Below are 17005 nucleotides of genomic sequence, written 5' to 3'. Positions count from 1 at the left end.
CTATAGGGGCACATCAGTGATGACTGGCACGCTCAGGCGGACGTTACGGCGCGCACTTGACCTTCCCGCCATTGGAGACGATCCCCAAGGTCCACTCCGCCATTGCTTTCTGACCGTCCAGGTAGGTAGCCGTCACGCGGACAGTCATCGGGCTAACACCGGCGTTGGCAACGATAATGAGCGAGGTCTCGGTCAAGGTGAACGTTTGCGCGTTGAGGTCGGAGGGGTACTCGATCGCGAGCGGGCTGTAGGAGCCGCCGGACCGGCGGGCAATAGTGAGCAGCGTGGGCGTCTGCGCGGACGTTACCGTCAGGGTTGCCGTCTTTTCGTTCGAACTGGGCGTACAGGCCAGAGTTATTGCGGGCGGGCCCCAGTCGGCAGCTGCGGAGACCGACATCGTCGCCGTGGCGGACTGCTGCCACAGTGCGGCGGCGGCAGTCCCGCCGATGCCCAGCAAAACTGTCAGCACGAAGGCGAAGAGTGCCAGCATTGCGCCGGGGACCTTGGCCTGGGCTGCGTCTGGGGTGTTCACGCTGCCGCTCCTGCTTCGCGGCGCCGGCTGCGCATGGTCCGGAAGATGAGCACGGCGCCGTAGCCGATGAGTCCCGCTGCGCCCACCGACACCCAGAGTCCGCGGTCGGAGTTCCCCAGCGCGTTGGCCACGTAGCCCACATACGGGACGGCGTAGAAGAGCTTGCCCTTCACCTGCAGCTCGCGGACGGGATTGGCATCGGTGATGTCGTTGTTGTCGCCCTTGGTGATGAGGGTCTTCTCCCCCGATTGCGTGGTCCCAAAGCCGATGATGCGGTGCGACTCCACCGCAGGTTTTCCCGATTCCAGCTGAAACGTGATGACGTCCCCGGCCTTGAGTTCGCTGAACGCCGTGGGCTTGACCACAAGGTAGGTCCCCGGTGAGTATTTGGGCGCCATCGAGTTTGTCAGCACGGTGTAGGTCTGCGAGCCCGTGGCCTTGGGGACCAGGATGAGCACCAGGGCAGCGAACACTGCGACCACCAGCAGCACGAAGTTGATGGTTCTGCCGGCCGCCGCGAGCCACCGAACAGCCTGGCGGCCGGAAGCCTCACCCCGAGCTGGTGCAGCAACGGCCGCGCCCGCCGTCGGAAGAATACTAGGCGCAGCCACTGGGCACCCCGCAGAGTTGCGTCGCGGTGAGGGGAGTCGTGATGGTCACGGATTGTCCTTTCACGGTGGCTGGAGCGTTGGAGGCAAGCTTGGTTTCAAAACACAGTGTGGTGCCAGTCCCCTTCGGAACGGCGACCGGAGCCAGGCCTGCCGCAGGCGGCGCTGCTTGCCGCAAACTTGGCACTGACGGTGAGGTACTGCGCCAGATCACCGGCCCCAACATTGCTCTTGGCCGCCGTGCCCGTGGTGACGAGTGCCGCTGCCCGCAGATTGCGCGGGATGCCCATGGCTCCTCCTGACCCTCAATCGATTACGGCCGACGTTTGAACTTCCGGCCGCCCTGAGCGACGGCCGGAAGTGGCTTAGAGCAGGCCCGTTACGCGGGGGCAATCTGGTCCAGGGTGAAGGAGACGTCGTTGAAGTTGTACGTCTTGGTCACGTCCGAACGGCCCGAAGTGGAGGACTTGAACTCGAACGTGATGGTGGCTGTAACCGTTGCGGAGGCCGTCAGCGGGTTGCTGACAGCCGCGCCACCCACGGTAAGTGCGGGCGCGGTGACAATCACATTGGCCGCAGTGAATCCGTTGGCCGGGGTAGCTCCAGCGGCTGCAACTGTCGCGGCCATCTTGTCACCGGTCAGTGTCACCGCCAGGTCCTGGGTGTAGGTCAGTTTGTCACCGGGGACAACCTTGTAGTTGGCGATGTTGGTGATAGGGACGTCGTTGCGGTCCTTCCACACGCCGGTGGCGGCCGTAACGTTGAGGTCGCCGGCGACGACCGTGCCGGGAGTGCCGGTAGCGGAGGCGTTCCAGGAGGCCAGGGTGCCGCCGCCGCCCAGCAGCAGAGCGGCGCCCACTGCGATGGCGACGGTTCCCTTAATCAGTGCGCTGTTCTTCATGATGAGGCCCTCCGGGGTGAATGCTGAGTGGTTTTCCTGCTGCACAAAACAATGCAGGGGCTAACTCAGGACTCCATGCGGCATAGGGTCAAGATTCACTCAAGAAAGTTGCCGCTTAAACCAAAAGGAACCACCCGGCGAAGGGGCGGTTCCTTTTGCTACTTACGGGGCTCGAAATAGAGGAGCGCGAGGCCTAGGCCGGCTGGTACTCCGGGTAGTCCGTGTAACCCTTCGCGCCCTCGCCGTAGAACGTGGACTGGTCCGGTTCGTTCAGCGGCAGGCCTTCACGCCAGCGGCGGGCGAGGTCCGGGTTGGCGATGGCGGGCCGGCCCACGACCACGGCATCGGCGTGTCCGTCGGCAACGAGCGAGAGAGCCTCCTCGCGGGTGGTGACGACGCCGAAGCCGGTGTTGACCAGGAAGGGGCCGTTGAAGCGTGACCGCAGGTCCTGGACGAGGTCGCCGGTAGGGTCGGCGTGCAGGATGCTCAGGTAGGCCAGGTTCAACGGGGCGATGGAGTTGACCAGCACCTCATAGGTTGCCCGGACGTCGGCGGCATTCGTTTCCTCGATGCCCTGGACGTTGTGCTCGGGCGAGATCCGGATGCCGACACGGTTGGCACCCAGCGCCTCGACGACGGCGTTCACCGTCTCAATGACGAAGCGGGCGCGGTTCCCGGGCGAGCCGCCGTAGCTGTCGGTACGGACGTTGGTGTTCGGCGCCAGGAACTCGTGGAGAAGGTAACCGTTGGCGGAGTGCAGCTCAACGCCGTCGAACCCTGCCTCAATGGCATTGCGCGATGCGGTGACGATTTCCTCGCGCACGATGGGCAGCTCATCGATGGAGAGTTCGTGCGGGACGGGGTGCTGCTGCTTGCCGTTGTAGGTGCGCGTTTCACCTTCGACCGCGATGGCGCTGGGGGCAACCACGCGGTGGCCGCCGTTGATGTCCTCGTGCGAGACGCGGCCGCCGTGCATGATCTGGGCGAAGATCCGGCCACCCTCGGCGTGGACGGCGTCGGTGACCTCCTTCCAGCCCGCGATCTGTTCCGGCGTCACCAGTCCCGGCTGTCCCGGGTACGAGCGGCCGGCGGGGCTGGGGTAGGTTCCCTCGCTGACGATGAGGCCGAGGGACGCGCGCTGGCGGTAGTGCTCCACCACGAGCGGGCCGGGTACACCCTCCTTGCCAGTGCGTACACGGGTCAGCGGCGCCATGACGAGGCGGTTGGAGAGTTCGTACTCGCCGAGAGTTAGCGGGGAAAACAGCATGCGGAGTTCCTTTCAGAATGCATCAGGTTCACCAGCGGTAACTGCCACGCGTCTGCAACTATTCCGGGTGTGGCGCACTTCACCTCGCACGGCACCGCAGGCATGGCCGACGGCGGCACCCGGGTTGGGTGCCGCCGTCGTACTTCATTTGTTGCCGGCCCGCTGGCCGCCGCTAGGAGTGGACGATGATCTTGACCGCGGTGTCGTTGTGGTTGATCAGCGTGTCGAACCCCTTGTCGATGAGGTCCTCGAGAGCGATGCGTCCGGTGATGAAGGGTTTCAGGTCCACCTTTCCGTCCTGGACCAGCCGGATGACCGCGGCATGGTCCCCCTTGTAGGCGATGGTGCCGCGAAGATCGATTTCCTTGAGCACCACCTTCTGCATGTCCACCGTGGCCGGGCGGCCCCAGATGGAAACGTTCACCACCACGCCCGCCGGTTTCACAACGTCCAGCATGGTGTCCAGCACCGCATTGACGCCGGCGCACTCGAAAGCGGCATCGGCTCCGGCACCACGGGTCAGTTCCAGCACCCGCGCCTTCACATCCTGCTCGCTGGGATCGATGACATGGTCGGCGACGCCGGATGAGGCCGCCTTCTCCTTGCGGGCGGCGGACAGCTCGGTGACGATCGTCGTGATTCCCAGCCCCTTCAGCACGGCTGCGGTGAGCAGGCCGATGGGCCCGGCGCCGCCGACGACGGCCATGTCCCCGGCGGCCAGGCCGCTCCGGCCGACTGCGTGGTAAGCCACGGCCAAAGGCTCGATCAGGGCAGCCTCGTCCAGCGGGATAGAGCCGACGGGGTGAACCCACCGGGAATCGACCACAATCTTTTCGCTGAGTCCTCCTCCGCCTCCCGCCAGGCCGATGAAGCCCATGCGGGTGCACAGATTGTAGTTGCCGGCCCGGCAGGGCTCGCAGTCGTCGCAGACGGAGTACGGCTCGACCACCACGTTGTCCCCTACCGACAGCCCGGTGACCCCTTTTGGAGGTCACGTCGGCTGTGAAACCGTGCAGCTTTCATGGACTGCCCCTTTCAGCGGGTGTGGTGGGATGGCTGCAGCTCGTACACCGGAGTGGGAAGGCCTTCCATCCGGGCCTTGAGCTGCAGCGCCAGATAGGTGGAGTAATGCCTGCTCTGGTGAAGATTGCCGCCGTGGATCCAGAGGTTCTCCACGTTGGTGGGCTTCCACATGTTGCGCAGTTCCCCCTCCCACGGGCCCGGGTCCTTGGGCGTGTCCGAGCCGAATCCCCAGCATTTCCCCACCGCGTCCGCCACCTCGGGTGAAACCAGATCGGCGAGCCAGCCGTTCATCGAGCCGTAGCCGGTGGCGTAGATGATGATGTCGGCCTCCAGCTCGGCGCCGTTGTCGAGGACCACCGCGTTGCCCGTGATCTTGCCGATCTGGCCGTTGGCGAGTTTCACCCTGCCGTCGATGATCAGCTGCGAGGCGCCGACATCGATGTAGTAGCCGGAGCCGCGCCGCAGGTACTTCAGGAAGAGCCCCGAACCGTCGACGCCGAAGTCCAGGTCGAAGCCGGCGGACTCCAGCTGGGAATAGAAGTCAGCGTCGCGCCGCGCCATTTCCTGGTAGACCGGAATCTGTGCATCCGGGAGGATCCGGTACGGCAGCGAGGCGAACAGCAGGTCCGCTTTCTCGGTGGTGACGCCGTTGGCCAGGGCCCGTTCCGAGTAAAGGTCACCGAGCGCGAGGTCCATCAGCGATTCGCTGCGCGCGATGTGGGTGGAGGAGCGCTGGACCATGGTGACGTCGGCGCCGTGCTCCCAGAGGTCGGCGCAGATGTCGTGGGCTGAGTTGTTGGACCCGATCACCACAGCTTTCTTGCCCGTCCAGTCCCCGCCGCCCGGGTGCTTGGACGAGTGGTACTGCTCCCCCAGGAACGTCTCGGCGCCGTCGAACTTGGGGACATTGGGGTAGCCGGAGACACCGAGCGCGAAGACGAGCTGCTTCGGGCGCAGGGTGACCGGTTTGCCGTCGCGGACCACGCTGACTTCCCACTCCCGGGCGCCCTCGTCCCAGCGTGCGTTGGTGCATTCGGTGCTGGACCAGTAGTTGAGCTCCATGATCCGCGTGTAGTGCTCCAGCCAGTCGCCAATCTTGTCCTTGGCGGCGAAGACGGGCCAGTCGTCAGGGAACTTCATGTACGGCAGGTGGTCGTACCAGACGGGGTCGTGCAGGTGTAGGGACTTGTAGCGGTTCCGCCAGGAGTCACCGGGCCGCGCGTTTTTCTCGATGATGATGGTGGGAACGCCGAGCCGGCGGAGCCGTGCACCGAGTCCGATGCCGCCCTGGCCACCGCCGATAATCACGGTGTAGGGCTGTTCCTCGTAGCCAAGCTTGGCGGCCTGCTCCTCTTTGAGTTCGAGCCATGATTTGCGGCCCTTCTCGATGCGGTGGGCTACTCCCTGCTCGCGGTTGGGACCCTTCTTCTCCTCGAATCCCTTGAGCTCCTGCATGGTGGTGAGCAGGGTCCAGCATTTCCCGTTGCGAAGGCGCAGGTGGGCATAGCCCCGTGCCTGCGCGGTCTCGAATGTCACCCAGGCCTCTGTGCTGGACGCATCGCCGGTGGCGTCCTCGGCGAGCGCCCAGTTGTGCGGGCCGACGTCGTTGAGGGTCGCGTCGAGCATGCGGCCAATGCTGTCCTTGCCTTCCATGGTCTTGAGGTTCCACGTGAAGGACACGAAGTCGCGCCAGTACGATTCGTCGTCGAACAACTCAAGGGCAGCGGCGGTGTCCTTCGTGCGCAGCGCCTCATCGAACTGCTCCAGCCATCCGGCGACGATGCCGTTTGGTGTCTCGGGCATGATTTCCTCTTTCATTTGATGACCTGGCCGTGCGGCCTGCTGCCACGTAGCGGATGCCGGGGCCTCCGCCCCTGGCCGCCCCGTGACCCGCATCACAAGTAAAAGCCGCCGGGGGTTACAATCGGGTTGCATGTTTTTCGCTCTTGGTGGGCGGCACGGCACGATTCAATGGCGAGTTGGGAGGACGCGTATGACGATGTCTGACGCTGCCGCCCAGGCACGCGGTCTCCGCTTTACGTCGCCCCTCGAGTACGCCCGGGCCCTGCGACAGGCCCATGAAGCCACGATTTCCGGACGTCCTGATCCGCACATCGCCCCGTCACTCGTGTCGTCATGGCAGCGGTCCCTGGCACTGGGGATCGATCCCGACCGGCATCGGCCGGTTCACCGTCACGGCGTCAGTGAAGCCCGGCTGCTCGGCGCCGACCACCGCCTGGCAGTGGTCATGCCGGCACTGTCCCAACTGCTTGCCGACGAGACCACCGACGGGCGGCATCTGCTTATCGTCACGGACCACCTCGGCGAGGTTCTTTGGCGGATCGGCAGCATTCAGGCTCTGCGCCAGGCGGATTCGCTGGAGTTCGTGGAGGGCGCGGACTGGTCCGAGTCCGGGGTGGGTACCAACGCCATCAGCGAGGCCTTGTTCACCGGCACACCGGCCCAACTGTTCTCCGCGGAGCACCTCGTTCGCACCCACCATGACTGGGCCTGCACGGCCGCACCTATCCGGGATCCGTTCACGGGCGACGTCCTGGGCGTCCTTGATGTCTCGGGACCTATCCAGTCCATGACGCCGGACAGTCTGCGGATGGTGCGGTGCGGTGTCCGGCTGGCCGAGGAACTGCTGAAATCGGCAGGAGCACCAGCTCTCGGCTCCGGGCCGGAGGGGACACGCTCAATTCCGGCTGCAAAGGTCAGAAGCACCGGCCACAGGTTGACCCTGCGGATCCTGGGTGACAAGCCCACTGCAGAGATCGACGGCGGGCCGCGGCTTGCGCTGACATTGCGCCGCGCCGAGATCCTGGCGATGCTTTCTTCCCGGTCAAGTGGGTGGAGCGCCGAGGAGCTGGCGTACGAACTGTACGGCGAGGACGGTGCGGCTGCATCCGTCCGGACTGAGATGCACCGGATTCGCGGCCTGCTTGGGAACGTTGTGGAGCCCAACCCGTATCGGTTCTCCGCCGGGGTGAAGGTTGAGACCGACGCGTCGACGGTGGCTGCCCACCTGCGGGCGGGGCGCGTGAGCGACGCACTTGCCGCGTATCCTGCCAAGCTTCTGACCCGTTCGGCCAACTTCGCCATCGAACTTATGCGCGATGAACTCAACGAGGCAGTGGGCGCCTCTGTCCGCGCCAGCGGTGTGGCCGACCTGATCCTGCAATGGTGCTCGACCGAGATGGGAGCCGCCGATTCAGCCGCGGCTGCCGTGGTTGAGCGAGTGGCCGGGACGGATGATCCCCGCTTCCAGTTGGTGCGGGCCAAGATGGCACGGATGGATCGGGAGTTGCGGGCGTAGGCTTCGCGGCACTGTTCTAGCGGTTCCCCGGCGCAGCGCCTGGACAGCCGTCACCGCGCGGGTTTGTGTTGCAATCGTCCGCGTAATTGCGCGTGACGGAACGCCACACGCTCACCGTCTGGGGTGGGGAGCTGAACTGCCCCTGGTTGGGTATGGGAAGATCCGGGCCGCCATTCACGGAATAGGTTCCCTGGAAGTACGTAGTGAGTACGACGTTGAAGTCGCCGGTCGCCGCGTAGGCGTGGCTGGTTCGTGTCTTCTCACCCCAGCGGTCTTGCGGGAGCGGGCCGCCCATGGTGGTCGTGGGGCCGAGCGATGTCCCGTCGCCGTACTCCCAGCGATACTCGACAGGTTTCGCGATGATGTGGACCTTCTGCCCAAGCATTGTCACGTCAAAAGACTGTACCGATGACTCCGCATAGAAGTTGGTCTCGGCACCCCTCAGCGTATGGGGACGAGGCTGAATTCCTAGAGTGCCTGCAATGACCGGCAACTGCTCGAAACGGCGCTGGATCTGGGCGGCGATCCTACCGAGGACGTCACTGGGATCCTCCGAATAGATACAACGATCGGGGCTGATCGGACTCCACGCTCCAGGCGGCCCGTTCAAGAAGCGCTCGAACCATCGCACAGGGCGTCCGTCTTTGCCAGCAGCACAGTTTGCCCGTGCAATACATGCGGGGTCAACGTCGTTCTGGTTGTTTCGGATGCACAGCATTTCGTACTTGTAGGCCTTTTGAATTTGAGGAGCTTCAAAAGGCAGGTCAACCCAATTTCCAGACTCATCCTCATGCCACACGCCAACGCCCGATCCTGCCCAATCTACGATCGGTCCGACAGCTGCGGCAGCGCCAGCGCCAACTAAAGACGTCAGTGCTAGTACCACGAACGCCACGAAATGGCCCAGGACTCGCCTCCCCCCGGCGGCCACGGCTATCTAGCCGCCGACACGATCAACGTTGGTAACAAACCAACCGTCGTTTTGATACTTCGCAAGAAAAATGTCTGCCAGCAAATTAGTCTTCTGAAAAGCTTGCTTGATGATCCCATTGGCCTGCCGATAATTTACGGCGAGTCGATGATATTGCACAAACACTTGCTGATTACCGTTGGCATCCGGACGAAACTTGGTACTGGCATCGAATATCTCAAAGCGCCCGCCTTCTATCCACCTGCCTTCGGAGTTCCAAGACTGAATTGTTGGCCGGACCCTGCCGCATGACGCGCATGCTGCCGCCGTAACCTCATCAATTGGCTTGAGATTTCCGGTTTCGTACGCATAACCCATGAGCTCATACCAGTACTTAGTAAACGCCTCCAGCCCCTCCTTGGTGTTCTTGTCGGCAAGCGCTGGCTTCACCGGCACGGGGACGTTCTGCGCCCTCCCCTTGGCGTCGGCGGGCTTATACACCGGGGTCGGCTTGGGCGTAAGGGTGGCGCTCGGCCGGGGAGATGCCGAACCGGAAGCGGATTGAGCCGGCGACGCTACGTTCGTGCCAGTCGGACCAGCCTGGGGATTCCCACCACCGCTGCAGCCGCTAAGCAAAATGACGGACACAGCGACGGCAGAAATGACAGGCAGACGGAGGCGTTCAGAAATGCAGGTACGAGAAGTCATGCGCTAATCCCCCCGGATAGGTTTCAAGACATCTGTGTCCGAACAGTGGTTAAAGGGTAACCGAGATCACACTTTCCGGCTCAAAGTTATCCACAGCCTCTTGTGCCCGGGCAAACATGAAAAAGCGCCCCAGGGCACAACGCAAAGCGGGTCCGGTGAGAACCTCACCGGACCCGCTGCAATCCCATTCACGCAGCCAGAATCACGAAGCTGCCAGTGCCGTCAACATCACGGCGCAACTCAAGAACCAGAATGCCCTACCCCTTGGCTTGCGCCGGGAGAACCAGATCGCCTGCCTTATCCGTCGACAAGGCGAGCGACGAAACATACCGGGGTTCGCCGTCGGGCCCGTCCTGGGCGGAGCGCATCATGTCCGGGCGTTCGAACTCAATCCCGGTCACGTGGCAGAGCAGCCTTGCATCGCTGGGGTTACCGTCGGCGTCGAACATCGGCAGGTCGATGCCGTCATCGGTGCGCCGCAGGTAGTACCTGCCTTTGGTCAGGACCGCCAGAACCGGTGGCAGCACAAGTGCCAGCCCCACGGCGAAAACCGGCGAATACGGCTGGATGCCCGAACCAAAAGCACCGAAGAACACCGCGATGGAAATCCCGGCAGAAACCAGCATGGACACAAACCCCACCGGGTTCACGGCGTGCAGCATGCCGCGCCGGAACTCGGGGGTTTTGGGCGAAATCTTCAGCAGGTACTTGTTGATGGCGATGTCCGAAGCCACGGTGACAACCCAGGCCATGGCGCAGTTGGCATAGAAGCCCAGAATCGTGTTGAGGAAGTCGAACATGTTGGCCTCCATGAGGACCAGGGCAATCAGCAGATTCACCGCCACGAACACCATCCGCCCGGGGTAGGTCTTCGTCACCCGCGTAAAGCTGTTGGTCCATGCCAGCGAGCCCGAATAGGCGTTGGTGACATTGATCTTGATCTGCGAGATCACCACCAGCACCACGGCCAGGCTCATTGCCAGCCATGCCGGCATCATCTCCTCGTAGACGCCGAGGAACTGGTGCACCGGCTCGTTCGCCGTCGCCGAGGCCGCCGGATCCAGCTTGGCGATCAGGTAGACGGCAATGAACATCCCCACAATCTGCTTGACGGCACCGAACAGAACCCAGCCCGGCCCGGCAAGGATCACGGCCCGCCACCAAGCGCCCTTGTTGTCGGCGGTCTTGGGTGGCATGAACCGCAGGTAGTCGATCTGCTCCGCGATCTGCGCCATCAGGGACAGGCAGACGCCGGCAGCCAGCATGACGGATGCCAGGTTGGTTCCAGCAGCCCCTGAATGCCCGGTGTAGGCGAAGAAGTCATCGATGCTGCCGGGGTGGGACACCAGCAGGTAGCCGACCGGAACCACCATGAGAAGCAGCCACAGCGGCGTGGTCCAGACCTGGAGTTTGGCCAGCGTGTTCATCCCGTAAATGACGAGCGGAATGATGATGATTGTGGACGCCGCATAACCCAGCCACTGCGGAATCCCCAGGCCCAGTTCGAGGCCCTGCGCCATGATTGACCCTTCCAGCGCGAAGAAGATAAACGTGAAGGTCGCAAAAATCACGTTCGTCACCACGGAACCGTAATAACCAAACCCGGAACCGCGGGTAATGAGGTCCAAGTCAATGTTGTACCGGGCCGCATAATAGGCAAGCGGAAAACCCGTGGCGAAGATAATGACGGCGGCGACGACAATACCGAGGATCGCGTTCACCGTTCCATACGCAATCCCGATATTCGCGCCGATCGAAAAATCAGCCAGATAGGCAATGCCTCCGAGTGCACTCGTCGCCACCACGCCCGCGCTCCACTTGCGGTAGGAACGGGGCGCGAATCTGAGCGTGTAATCCTCCAGGCTCTCCTTCGTGGCGCTCAAGGCGTCCGCGTTGCCGGTTGCCGCTTGGGCCGTCGCCGCTTTGGCCGTCGCCGCTTTGGCCGTCGCCCGGGGCCGCTTGGTCTCGAGCCCGACGGCGGTGCCACCGCCAGGGCTATCCAAGAGTTCGCTGTCCTGCAGGTCATTTGTCATGAGGCATCCGCTTTCGTCGCCGCTTTGTCTTCTAAGCCGACGCTAGTCACGCCGTGCGACAGTCCGGTTCCGGCGCTATTACAGCCGTGTAAAGTGTCCTTCGCGCCCGTCAAAATGCCCCACCACCCCGTGGCGCGAGACCGCACGTACTGGGAAAATCTGTCCATACCCCTATCGTTTTTCTACATGCCGTAGAAGAATGGAGACATGATGTTCAACCACGCCGACGGCGATCCCATTCTGGTCCTCGATGAGGAGCAGTGCTGGCAGCTTCTGGAGGGCACAACGCATGGCCGCCTCGTGGTCACCGTTGCGGGTGAGCCGGATATCTTCCCGGTGAACTATGTGACCAGCCGGAGGAAGCTGTACTTCCGCACAGCGCCGGGCAACAAGCTAGCCCAGGTGACCATCAACGACAGGGTCCTGTTCGAAACGGACGGCATCATGTCGGACCAGGCTTGGTCGGTGGTGCTCCGCGGCACCGCCCGCGTCCTGAGCAAGTCGGCCGAGATCGCCGAAGCCGAAGAGCTCGGGCTCGCGTCCTGGGTCCCCACGTTGAAAGACTTCTACGTGCAGATCGATCCCGGCTCCGTGAGCGGCCGGCACTTCCAGTTTGGCGAACAGCCGGAGCGCGATTTCTAGCTGCGACGCCGGCCTAGACTGGAAATATGGCGGACCGGCTGACCCCTGAGCAGCGCAGCTGGAACATGTCCCGCATCCGGGGCAAGAACACCAAGCCCGAACTGCTGGTGCGCCGCCTCCTGCATGCCAAGGGCTACCGCTACCGCCTGCATGGCGCGTCGCGCGGCATCAAGCTGCCTGGCAACCCGGATCTCGTCTTCGCCGGCCGGCGCAAGGTCATCTTCGTCAACGGCTGTTTCTGGCACTTCCACGACTGCAGGGTGGGCCAGCACTCCCCCAAGGCCAACGCCGAATTCTGGGAAACAAAACGCACCCGAACGCGGGACCGCGACGCCAGCCAGCGCCGTCAGCTCGAAAACGACGGCTGGGAAGTACTGACCGTCTGGGAGTGCCAGCTCAGGGACCTGTCCGCCGTGGAGGAACAGCTTGAGCTGTTCCTCGCGGGCTGAACGAAGAAACGGAGCAGGTTCAGTTCTCGGCCGGAGCCAGCCGGTAGCCCACGCCGCGGACGGTCTGCAGCCAGCGCGGATTCTGCGCGGAATCGCCGAGCTTCTTGCGCAAGTTGCCCATGTGCACCTCAACGGACCGCTCGTCCGCCTCGCTGATGTAACTTCCGACGTCGTAGGGTTCGTCCCGCAGCCGGCGCACCAGATCCGCTTTGGTCCGGACCATGCGGCCCGCCTCAAGCAGGGCATGGAGCAGGTCGAACTCGGTGCGGGTCAGGCTCAGCTCCTGGCCGTCCACGGCCACGGTCCGGGAATCGTAGCTCAGGTCCAGCCCATTGTGGGTGAACTTCCGCCCGTCGTTCGCGGCAGCGGCAGGTGAGCCGGCCTCTTCGGCGAGTTCCGGCGTCGAACGCGGACGCCGCATCATGGCCGCAACGCGGGCTCGCAGCTCACGCGGACGGAACGGTTTGGTGAGGTAGTCGTCGGCGCCCGACTCTAGGCCGATCAGCGTGTCCAGTTCTTCTGCACGAGCGGTGAGCATGACTATGTAGGCGTCGGAGAACTGGCGAATTTGCCGTGCCACTTCGAAGCCGTCGATGTCCGGCAGTCCGAGGTCCAGCGTGATGACCGCCGGATCCAGTTCTTTGGCGGCAAGAACGCCCTCGGCTCCGCTGCTCGCGGCCCGCACCTCAAAGCCGGCCTGCGTCAGAACAACGCGTACCAATTCGCGAATATCGTGATCATCCTCGATGACCAATCCCACGCGTGTATCACCCATCGCAGCCCCCTCAGCCCGCTACATCCCGTCTGCAGTATAGCTCGCGCCGGATATCCTGCTCCTATGCGTTTCTCACGCCCCGCCCAGATGGACCCGCGCCCATGAGCAGTATCGCCTGGAAAGACTCCTCGGGCAGGATCCTGCTCTTCCGGCGGCCCTTCCATGAGTATTCCTTGCGGGGCAGGGTGATGCTGAGCCAAATGCCGCTTTCCGTGACGGCGGGAATCACAGCAATCCTCATTCTGGCGTTTTTCCCTGAGACGCTGCTCAACCCCCTTTTCATCAGCTTTCTGCTTTCACAGGCAGTAATACTGATCCTTTGCTATGCCGTGCCCTGGCACCGGCTGCCCTATCCCACTTTCCTGGTATTACCCCTCCTGGATTTGCTGTCCATCTCCCTGGGCAGGGAGGGTGGCCAGGACAGCCTGACGGGGCTCAGCCTCATGGCCGTGTTTCCGGTCATCTGGCTGTGCGCCTCCGGGCTCTTCCCCAAGGCCGCGGTGGCGCTGTCCTTCTTGGGCCCCCTGGGCATTATCTGGGTGCCGCTCTTCATCCGCGGCACCGTCTCCGGGCAGGACCTGGCGCGCTCCTTCCTGCTGCCGGTGATGATGCTGGGCATCGGTGTCACCGTGTCCGTCATGACTCTCAGCATGGTCCGGCAGCAGCGGGACCTCGAGGAGCAGCAGCGGGATCTGGAAGAAAAGGACTCACAGCTCCGCGGCGTGCTGACCGGAAGCAAGCGCCAGGAACGGCTGCTGAACACGGTCCTGGACACGGTGCACCTGGGCGTCCTGGCCGTCGATGCTCAGGGCCATGACATCCTGATGAACCGCAAGCAGCGCAAGCATCACCAGCTGGCAACGCCGCCAACCATCGACGATCCCAACGAATCGCAGCTCCTGGTGTTCGCTGCCGACCGAACCACCTTGGTCCCCGTCGACGACCGGCCCGTCCGGCGCGCCATACTCGGCGAGGAATTCACCGACTATCTGGTGTGGCTCGGCGCGGGCGCGGAACAACGCGCGATATCCACCAGTGCCAGGCCCATGAAGGACCAGGACGGGAATTTTGCGGGCTCCGTCATTGTGTTCAGCGACGTCACCGAGCTGGTGAACGCTTTGGCCGCCAAGGACGATTTCGTCTCGAACGTCTCACACGAGTTCCGTACGCCGCTCACCTCCATTCTTGGTTACGTCGAGCTTTTGTTGGACGACGACGACGACCTCACCGACTCCCAGCGTGGCCCCTTGGAGATCATCCGGCGGAACTCCGAACGGCTGCTCACTCTGGTCTCGGACCTGCTGTCCAGCCGCAATGGCCAGCTGCTCGTGACCCCGGAGGCTGTGAACGTGGCCGAGCTCGTGCGCACCAGTGTCACCGCCGCGTTGCCGCGCGCCGCAGAGTCCGGCATCCAACTGCGCGCCGAAGCCCCGGAACGGCTGGAGGCGCACATCGATGCCGCCCGCATCTCCCAGGTTCTGGACAACCTCGTGTCGAACGCCATCAAATACTCACCCGACGGCGGCGATGTGGTGGTGGCGCTGCGCTCGGAGGACGGCCACATGGTGTGCAGCGTGAGCGATACGGGCATGGGAATGAGCCAGCAGGACCAGGAGGAGGTCTTCGCCAAGTTCTTCCGGTCGGCAGCCGTGCGCAACTCAGCCATTCCCGGCGTCGGACTGGGGCTGTCCATCAGCAAGGCCATTGTGGAAGCCCACGGGGGCCGTGTCTCGCTCCGCAGCGAAGTGGGAAAGGGCACCACGTTCACGTTTGCGGTGCCGGTTCAGAACTGAGCTGCCGGCTACGCCCGGTGGTCCTCAATCAGCCACCCGGCCAGTCGGCGGGCCCGCCGGGCCGCGTCCAGGTCGCCCTCGGCTGCGGAGATGATGGAGCCCTTCATCAGGATGTGCCAGGAGCGGGAGAAGTCGTCCGTCCGCTGCAGCCCGGCCTCGTCCGCGAGCTGCTTCACGTGGCCGCGGATCCTGGCGAGGTAATCGATGCTGGCCCGCCCCAGCGGATGCGAAGCGCCCATCTCCAGCAACACGTTGATAAAGGAGCAGGCCTCAAAGTCGGTGCGGCGGAACCAGTCGGAGAAGACATCGAAGATGGCCAGCAGCTGCTGCTCGGGGGTGTCCGCCCGGCGCCGCGCCTCCCCCATGATGGCGCTGACCGTCCACACCTGGTCGCGCTTCTCCAGGAAGGCCAGCACCAGCTCGTCCTTGGAGGCGAAGTGGCGGTAGAACGTGGCCTTTGCGACGCCGGAGCTGCTGATAATTTCGTTGATGCCCACGTCACGGACGCCACGGCGGGCAAAGAGGTCGTAGGCCGCACTGACGATCCGTTCGCGCATTCTGGAAGCACCGGACGCTGCAATCTCCTCGCCATACGTCCGGCCTCCCGATGCTAGCGGGACACTCGGCGTGGCGGCCGGCTGCGGTCCAGTCTGAAGCCCTCCGGAAAGCTCTCTCCCGGCGCTCCACGGCTCGGAGCTGGGTACCTCTGCCATTAGGAACAGTCTATCCCAAATGCAAGACAGACCTGTCTGTCTTGCAGCCAATGTTCAGCTCCAGGACCAGGACACGCAGTTAGCGGCCGAGGCTTGCCTGGCGCACAACTTCTCCCCAGGACTGCTCGGCGAGGTCAGCCACCGCTGCCAGGATTTCCGACGGCGGGCGGGAAAGATCCAGCGGAAACTCCACGATGTCGATGTCGGTGTTGAGGATCCGCCTCAGTTTCACCTCACCCGCCCCGGCGTACACCAGCCAGGCCGTGGGCACGCGCAACGCCGTGCAGTAGGCCAGCATCTGGAAATGGTCCGCCGACAGCGACGCACCCTGGTCCGTACCCGCGCGGTACTGGGCGTCATACACCACCACCGGCCGGCCGCCCAGCAGGTGCACGGCGTCCGGACGCACGGTCAGCCGGTCCGAATCCCGGACCGCCTCGTTCAGCAGCGCGTTGTACTGCAGCCGCATCTCGCCGGGAAAGGCCCCCATGGCCCGGCGCAAGGCTGCGCCAACAAAGTCCTCAAAGACCTTGCCCATGTCGACGACGAAGGACGCCGTCTGCTGCTTGCCCTCCCCCGCCTCCGCGGAGGCATTGCGCAGGATCACTTCGGAGAGCCGCAGTGCCGCGTGATAGCGGAGGTTCATCCGGCTTGCGTGCCACGGCGGAAGCGGAGCACCAGCGTGGAGGCGGGTGACGCCGTCGAGCTTTCCCTTCAGCTGCCGCAGGCGGCCCAGCACCTCCGGGCGGACGCCCGGAACGCGGGACATGCGGTCGAGGGCGGCGCGCAGAATGCGGTTTTCCGGGATGTCCTCCGTGAACTCGTCGTAGGAGACCTCCAGCGGCACCAGCATTCCCGGCCGGCGGGAGATCTGGTCGGAGATGCGGATGCGCCCCTTGACCGTGCGGAGCGAGTCGTCGACCGTCACGTAGCCCTGCAATACACCGCGCTGCAGGGCGCGTTCGGCGAGCTGCACCAGTGACGCCGCCAAGGCGCTCCACAGCTCGGCATCCTCGTCGGCTGCCACGGTGTCGTCGCGGAAGCCCTGGTCCCCGGCGTAGCTCAGCAGGAAAAGCAGCCGGCTCAGCCCGAGCCGGTCCTTGGGCCGCACGTCGAGCTGCACCAGCGGAGTGCGCACGGATCCCACCATGCCGACCGGTTCGATCCGGAAAAGCCCCATTCCCATGGGCGTCGCCTTGGCCAGGCCGCTGGAGTTCAGGAAGGCGGCGCTTTCGGCGTCGAGCTTCTCCACGGTGCCGCGGGACAGCTCGTCCAGGACGATGTGCCGCAGTGCCGGTGCCGGGCCGCGGCCACCGCGGGCGGCACCAGCAG

At 64.1% G+C, this 17005-nt stretch carries 16 protein-coding genes and 1 pseudogene; 4 read left to right on the top strand and 13 right to left on the bottom strand.

Going from position 1 to position 17005, the window contains the following annotated elements; translation table 11 throughout:
• Positions 1-43 precede the first annotated feature (43 nt).
• From ACFTSA_RS06160 to ACFTSA_RS06130, 7 genes and pseudogenes are all read right to left on the bottom strand, one after another.
• A complete protein-coding gene (locus ACFTSA_RS06160) occupies positions 44-532 on the bottom strand; it encodes a hypothetical protein (protein WP_377950380.1) in 489 nt (162 codons plus the stop codon).
• The gene (locus tag ACFTSA_RS06155; protein ID WP_377950378.1) at positions 529-1143 is read right to left on the bottom strand and encodes a signal peptidase I; all 615 of its coding nucleotides are present in this window, start codon (positions 1141-1143) and stop codon (positions 529-531) included. Before ACFTSA_RS06155 ends, ACFTSA_RS06160 begins: the two co-directional genes overlap by 4 nt.
• Before the next feature lie 95 nt (positions 1144-1238).
• The gene (locus ACFTSA_RS06150) at positions 1239-1430 is read right to left on the bottom strand and encodes a hypothetical protein (protein WP_377950376.1); all 192 of its coding nucleotides are present in this window, start codon (positions 1428-1430) and stop codon (positions 1239-1241) included.
• A gap of 89 nt (positions 1431-1519) precedes the next feature.
• Entirely contained in the window at positions 1520-2041 is a 522-nt protein-coding gene (locus ACFTSA_RS06145; protein WP_377950374.1) for an alternate-type signal peptide domain-containing protein, read from the bottom strand.
• Between the two features lie 193 nt (positions 2042-2234).
• Positions 2235-3308: an alkene reductase gene (locus tag ACFTSA_RS06140; RefSeq protein ID WP_377950373.1), complete on the bottom strand. Its 1074-nt coding sequence runs from the start codon at positions 3306-3308 to the stop codon at positions 2235-2237.
• Between the two features lie 172 nt (positions 3309-3480).
• Positions 3481-4293: pseudogene (locus ACFTSA_RS06135) on the bottom strand (zinc-binding dehydrogenase); the annotation flags it as partial.
• 50 nt (positions 4294-4343) lie between these two features.
• Positions 4344-6134: an NAD(P)/FAD-dependent oxidoreductase gene (locus ACFTSA_RS06130; RefSeq protein WP_377950372.1), complete on the bottom strand. Its 1791-nt coding sequence runs from the start codon at positions 6132-6134 to the stop codon at positions 4344-4346.
• 190 nt (positions 6135-6324) lie between these two features.
• Between ACFTSA_RS06130 and ACFTSA_RS06125 the strand changes: the two genes are divergently transcribed.
• Positions 6325-7650: a GAF domain-containing protein gene (locus tag ACFTSA_RS06125; RefSeq protein WP_377950371.1), complete on the top strand. Its 1326-nt coding sequence runs from the start codon at positions 6325-6327 to the stop codon at positions 7648-7650.
• A gap of 16 nt (positions 7651-7666) precedes the next feature.
• Here ACFTSA_RS06125 and ACFTSA_RS06120 read toward each other — a convergent pair whose 3' ends face one another.
• The 3 genes from ACFTSA_RS06120 to ACFTSA_RS06110 form a co-directional block, all read right to left on the bottom strand.
• The gene (locus ACFTSA_RS06120) at positions 7667-8035 is read right to left on the bottom strand and encodes a PKD domain-containing protein (protein WP_377950613.1); all 369 of its coding nucleotides are present in this window, start codon (positions 8033-8035) and stop codon (positions 7667-7669) included.
• A 552-nt stretch (positions 8036-8587) separates the two neighbouring features.
• Entirely contained in the window at positions 8588-9268 is a 681-nt protein-coding gene (locus tag ACFTSA_RS06115) for a DUF6318 family protein (RefSeq protein WP_377950369.1), read from the bottom strand.
• Positions 9269-9525: 257 nt separating this feature from the next.
• Positions 9526-11301, bottom strand: a complete 1776-nt coding sequence (locus ACFTSA_RS06110) for a purine-cytosine permease family protein (RefSeq protein WP_377950368.1) — start codon at positions 11299-11301, stop codon at positions 9526-9528.
• A gap of 207 nt (positions 11302-11508) precedes the next feature.
• Here ACFTSA_RS06110 and ACFTSA_RS06105 point away from each other — a divergent pair, with 207 nt between their 5' ends.
• Both ACFTSA_RS06105 and ACFTSA_RS06100 read left to right on the top strand, forming a co-directional pair.
• A complete protein-coding gene (locus ACFTSA_RS06105; protein ID WP_377950367.1) occupies positions 11509-11943 on the top strand; it encodes a pyridoxamine 5'-phosphate oxidase family protein in 435 nt (144 codons plus the stop codon).
• 26 nt (positions 11944-11969) lie between these two features.
• The gene (locus ACFTSA_RS06100; protein ID WP_377950365.1) at positions 11970-12392 is read left to right on the top strand and encodes a very short patch repair endonuclease; all 423 of its coding nucleotides are present in this window, start codon (positions 11970-11972) and stop codon (positions 12390-12392) included.
• Between the two features lie 19 nt (positions 12393-12411).
• On the opposite strand, the gene ACFTSA_RS06095 is transcribed toward ACFTSA_RS06100, so the two are convergent.
• Entirely contained in the window at positions 12412-13167 is a 756-nt protein-coding gene (locus tag ACFTSA_RS06095) for a response regulator transcription factor (protein WP_377950363.1), read from the bottom strand.
• A gap of 101 nt (positions 13168-13268) precedes the next feature.
• Here ACFTSA_RS06095 and ACFTSA_RS06090 point away from each other — a divergent pair, with 101 nt between their 5' ends.
• On the top strand, positions 13269-14960 hold the full coding sequence (locus ACFTSA_RS06090) for a sensor histidine kinase (RefSeq protein WP_377950362.1): 1692 nt from the start codon (positions 13269-13271) through the stop codon (positions 14958-14960).
• 8 nt (positions 14961-14968) lie between these two features.
• Here ACFTSA_RS06090 and ACFTSA_RS06085 read toward each other — a convergent pair whose 3' ends face one another.
• Entirely contained in the window at positions 14969-15517 is a 549-nt protein-coding gene (locus ACFTSA_RS06085; protein WP_377950360.1) for a TetR/AcrR family transcriptional regulator, read from the bottom strand.
• 235 nt (positions 15518-15752) lie between these two features.
• Entirely contained in the window at positions 15753-16949 is a 1197-nt protein-coding gene (locus tag ACFTSA_RS06080) for a restriction endonuclease (protein ID WP_377950612.1), read from the bottom strand.
• Positions 16950-17005 lie beyond the last annotated feature (56 nt).

It is taken from the genome of Arthrobacter sp. NPDC057013, assembly GCF_042674585.1.
Lineage (GTDB): Bacteria > Actinomycetota > Actinomycetes > Actinomycetales > Micrococcaceae > Arthrobacter.
Note: the sequence above shows the minus strand (reverse complement) of the source record. Positions and strands in the feature narration are given on the sequence as shown.